Origin of the sequence: uncultured Agathobaculum sp. (genome assembly GCF_963927765.1) — a bacterium.
Taxonomy (GTDB): Bacteria; Bacillota; Clostridia; order Oscillospirales; family Butyricicoccaceae; genus Agathobaculum.
This window is the reverse complement of record NZ_CAWVCU010000024.1, coordinates 1-4,902: the sequence shown is the minus strand read 5'-3', so window position 1 is coordinate 4,902 and position 4,902 is coordinate 1. Positions and strand designations below refer to the sequence as shown.

3 protein-coding genes are annotated in these 4,902 nt (G+C 47.2%); 1 reads left to right on the top strand and 2 read right to left on the bottom strand.

Annotated elements, in window-relative coordinates:
* A partial coding sequence (locus ABGT74_RS01485; protein ID WP_346704166.1) for a lysozyme family protein occupies positions 1 to 529 on the top strand: 529 nt, incomplete at its 5' end.
* Between the two features lie 116 nt (positions 530 to 645).
* Here ABGT74_RS01485 and ABGT74_RS01480 read toward each other — a convergent pair.
* Together ABGT74_RS01480 and ABGT74_RS01475 are read right to left on the bottom strand one after the other, a co-directional pair.
* The gene (locus ABGT74_RS01480; protein WP_346704165.1) at positions 646 to 1,617 is read right to left on the bottom strand and encodes a helix-turn-helix transcriptional regulator; all 972 of its coding nucleotides are present in this window, start codon (positions 1,615 to 1,617) and stop codon (positions 646 to 648) included.
* Positions 1,618 to 1,676: 59 nt separating this feature from the next.
* A partial coding sequence (locus tag ABGT74_RS01475; RefSeq protein ID WP_346704164.1) for a DEAD/DEAH box helicase family protein occupies positions 1,677 to 4,902 on the bottom strand: 3,226 nt, incomplete at its 5' end.

The following is a 4,902-nucleotide window of genomic DNA, read 5'->3' as shown; positions in this document are numbered from 1 at the left end:
GAAATCCGGCGGTGTAAAGGTAACGTATAAGAACGAGATATCCATTGCAGAAAATGGCGGCTGGCGATACAATTACGGCAATATGTTTTACGTTAGGTTGGTCAAACAGTATAACGGCGGATTAAGTTCTGATATCCAGCAGCGTATTGCAGCAATCGCTCAGGATTCTCAGAGTTATGGAATCCCGGCTGTTGGCGGACAGTGTGAACGGTGGGCAGAAGAAGTCTACCGTGCTGCAGGAGTGCAGGTCAACAACTGGTGCTGTGCCGGACGCAACAGAGTAACGAATGTCGTAAGCACGGATAGCTCCAATATCCCGATAGGTGCGATGGTTTATAACGATCCGGCTGTGTATAGTTCGGGAACTATTTGTGGTCAATGCCACATAAATGCCGGACACGTTGGCATATATATCGGAAATGGAATGATTATTTCCAACATTGGCGGTTGCGCGACAGATACACTGGAATCGTGGACCAGCTACTACGGCTTCGGCGGCTGGGGCTGGGGCGGCGCAACTGTAAATTAGTTCCCCATTAACAAGACTGCTTTCGTGCGGAAATCTTAAAAGAAAAAAACGCCCGTCGTTCACAGCAAGCTGTGAGCGGCGGGCGCTTTTTTGTGTTCCAATGGAACACATCATTTTTATCTATTGAATTTCCATTCAAGGTAATCGTCTTTACTGATTTTACCTTCGGCCAATTCTTGCTTGCGCACTAACCATTCATTCAAAAATTCATTCATGGCAGGCGAATTAAAATAAATGCCTATTGGATTGTCAGAGAAGGAGGATTGGCAATTATCAGCATGTTGTTCAACCTGAAACAAGCGGATTGAACCGGGGCGTTCTTCCTCCAACCACAGTAGTGCATATATGAAATCTTGTAGCGAGCCTGAGCTTTCCATCTGAAAAAGCTCAGGATTAACTTGTAGAGCACGGGCAATTTCGCTAAGGACTTCTTTCTTTGGAATACGATAGTTGTTTTCATACTGTGTGATCCGATTATCAGCTCCATTATTCGGCAAACCAATTGCAATACCCAGTTTTTTCTGGGTCATACCTCGAAATCTACGAAGCACTCTTATTTTATTTCCGATTGTCATATTGCTACCCCCTTTTTTGTTCACCTCTAATTCGTTTTCTAATAATTGCTGATCTAATTCCAGCTTCTCACGTGCATCAGGTTCGCCGTCAAAAGAAATTATGTCGTAATCCCCCCGCACAAGCGAGGGGATTTTGGGAACAACTCGTAGATCACTAATAGGTATTGCGTAAGATTTCTCATTCTCCAGTTTCAAGTAGGGTTCCAAGATTGGGTTGAAGCGTAGCTCGCCGTTTTGATACAGAAGAAAACGAGCTTCGACCAAAGCCATCAGAATACCATTGAGATCTCCAACGGTGTGCATCCGTAAACCGGTCATACGAATGTTGGATAAGGCCGCATAACTAATATTGAGAGCTTTGGCGATTCGGTACAGCTGTTCCGGCTGCGGCTCCATCCGATCTGTTTCATATTTTCGAATGGATACCGGATGAATAGCGGATGCATCAGCCAATTGTTTCTGTGTCAGTCCGCGCTTTTGTCTGCAATATTTTATTTTTTCTCCTATTGTCATATAATCACCGCCTTTATAACAGTAAAGCCAAAAGCTAAAATACAAACCATAGTAAAAGGTTATTGTACCACTTCGGGCTGAGCGTTTTTCAGATCAAGCTGGGGCTGATCGTCTTTCTTGCTTAATAAGAAATTCAGCTCGTTCAGTCGTGCAGCCTTGAGCTGGTATTCATCTTCCTGCGGCCACGGCTTGTCCACCTCTTCTTTAGCGCTGGCCAATTGCTCCTTCAGACGCATAATGCTTTGCTCACATGAAGATATATTCGGCTCGAAAGATGCAAGGGCGTTACCGAGCCGCTGCATCATCCCTTGTGGCGTATTGCCGATTTCCACTTCACGCTTGGTTTTGCCTTGTACCCACAATGCCATGTTTTTTAGTGCATCGCGTGTGAGACGCAGGTCAAAGCCACAATAGCGGCCAATCTGTATGGAATCGCTCCATGCAAGAGCATCGTCAACACCGGACATGATTTTCTCTGCTTCGGTGTGTATCCGGTCAATCAGTGCTTGCCCAGCATCCTCTTTGCTCGTGAACGTATGTCCAGAGATCTCTGCACGGAAAGTATCGCCTACACTCTGCGCATGGTTTGCAGCAAATGTCGCACTGTCATGCTGTAATGCGGTCAGAAGATTTTCCTTTTTGGCGATTTCATGTGGCAGATTGACGTTGATATCATCTTGCAGCCGATAATGGTCATTCTTATATGCGCTGCGCAGGACAGACAGTTTATTCACATCCACTTCCAGCTCCATGCGTTCTTTGATTTTGGGATCACCGGCAGCAAGAGCCTTGATTTCGGCATAGGATAGAGCCGCATCATCCACATCCTCACAGGTGCGCGCAGGGTTTTTAGAGGTCATTACCTGGGCGATGAATTTCTGCTTGTTTTCAACGGTCTGCCAGTTATAACTGTCAAACGTGCCCTCAGTAGCATATCGGTAGATATCAACCTTGGAATTGGTGTTTCCTTGACGCAGGATGCGGCCTTCGCGCTGTTCCACATCGCGCGGACGCCACGGACAATCCACCTCATGCTCTGCGACCAAACGCGTTTGCACGTTGAATCCTGCGCCCATTTTGGCGGTTGAGCCGAGCAGGATACGGATCGTACCGGCATTCATTTTATTCCGCACCGCCGCTTTTTTCGTAGCCGTGTCTGCATCGTGGATATACGCAATTTCATCTGCCGGAACACCGCGTGCAATCAGCTTATCCCGAATATCATCGTATGCGCAGAAGCTGTTTTTACGTTGTCCTCGTCCGCTTGGGGTGGCAAGATCACAGAAGATTAACTGTGTGCTCTTTTCGGCCTTAGTCTTTTCCCAAATATCAAAAACATTTTGTACAACCATGTTCAGTTTGCTTTCCGGTACATCTGGTAGCGCGGGATCGGCAAGCCGCTGGTCAAGCGCCAATTTCCGTCCATCGTTGGTAATTGCCAGCATGTTATCCGTGTACGGATCAACCGCCCCGGCACGCACTGCATCCGCACGTTTGCCAAGTTGCTGCACCATGTCTTTCTGTTCCCGTGTCGGCTGCGCGATCTCATTATGATACTCTACGTCAGGCCGATCCAAATTAAGCATATCTGCCGTCTGGATATCCGCTGCTTGTTTCCATAGATTCATGAGTTCTGGTAAATTGACAAATTTTGCGAAACGGGTTTTCGCACGGTAGCCGGTTCCTTCTGGAGATAGCTCCATAGAAGTTACTGTCTCACCGAAACTCGAAGCCCAGCTGTCAAAATCGGTCATGCCAGTCTGTTCCAGTACATCATACTGAAGATAGCGCATCATGGTATACAGTTCAGACATGCTATTAGAGATTGGAGTGCCGGTAGCAAAAACGACACCATTATAATCGCTGAGGTCATTCAGGTATTCACATTTTGCTGCCATATCCTCGCTCTTTTGCGCGGCTGTTGTCTGGATGCCTGCTACGTTACGCATTTTTGTAAACAGGCCAAGGTTCTTAAATTCATCAGCTTCATCCACAAAAATCCGGTCTACGCCAAGCTGCTCAAAGGTTACGACATCGTCTTTTTCCTTAGCATCCATGAGTTTTTTCAAACGGGTTTCCAATTTCTTTTTGGAGCTTTCAAGCTGTTTAATGGTAAAATTCATGGACTTATCATTTTTGGCAGCAGTCAGGCTCAGTTCCAAATTATCGAGCTGTTTTTCAATATGGGCGCGCTCGTTTTCCGGTGATAGCGGTACTTTTTCAAACTGGGAATGACCGATGATGACCGCATCATAATCGCCGGTGGCAATGCGCGCGCAAAACGCTTTCCGGTTTTGCTTGGAAAAATCGTTTTCAGTAGCAACAAGAATGTGCGCGCCGGGATAAAGCTGCTGGAATTCAGCGCCCCATTGTTCGGTCAGGCTGTTCGGGACAACAAACATGGGCTTGTGGGCAAGGCCGAGCCTACGCAGCTCCATTGCGCCTGCTGCCATTGTCCACGTTTTTCCCGCGCCAACGCAATGTGCGAGCAGTGTATTGCCGCCATACAAAATGCGGGCTACAGCATCACGCTGGTGTTTGCGCAAATCTATATTTGGGTTCATGCCCGGAAAGGAGAGGTAGTCCCCATTGAACGTGCGCGGTCGAGTATGATTAAAGCGCTCGTTGTAATAATTCACCAGCCGTGCGCGTCGGTCTGGGTCAGCGTATATCCAATCCTTAAATGCTTGCCGCAGCGCATCTTGCTTATTGCGTGCTTTGATTGTCTCTTGATGGTTGGGAATCCGCTTTTCTTGGCCGTCTATAATTCTAACATCAAAAATCTGTACATCACGCAAATTAAGGGATAGCTCAAGCAGCTCATAGCCATTGACACGGTTTGTTCCATATTTCGTATACGCAGGGGAATTGCGATCTCTGTCGATACTTTTGTTTGCAACATGCCACCGCTTTACAGCGTCGGAATAGGAAACCGTAATTTTATCTGCTGCATAATAAGGTGGATGCAGGACTTCCCGGACAAATTGCGTGATATCTTCTGGCGGTATCCACGTAGTGCCAAGTCGAACGCTGATGTCCGCAGCGGTAAGCGGTTCGGGCTGTACGCTCTCCAGCATTTTTACATTAACCGAGAAAGTTGGGTCTTTTTCAGCATACTCCTTTGCAATACGCAGCTTTTCACGGACATTGCCGGACAGGTATTCATCTGCAGGCTGCCAGCGTCCGCTTGTCGGGTCACGGAATATCTGGCCATGCAGAGCGGATATTATTTTGTCCTGTGTCATGCCATCCAGTAGACCGGACATATAATTAAAGTCGATCTTT

Bases quoted from the DNA above. Each gene is read 5' to 3' on its own strand.
- ABGT74_RS01480 (WP_346704165.1), bottom strand. From the start codon at position 1,617: ATGACAATAGGAGAAAAAATAAAATATTGCAGACAAAAGCGCGGACTG.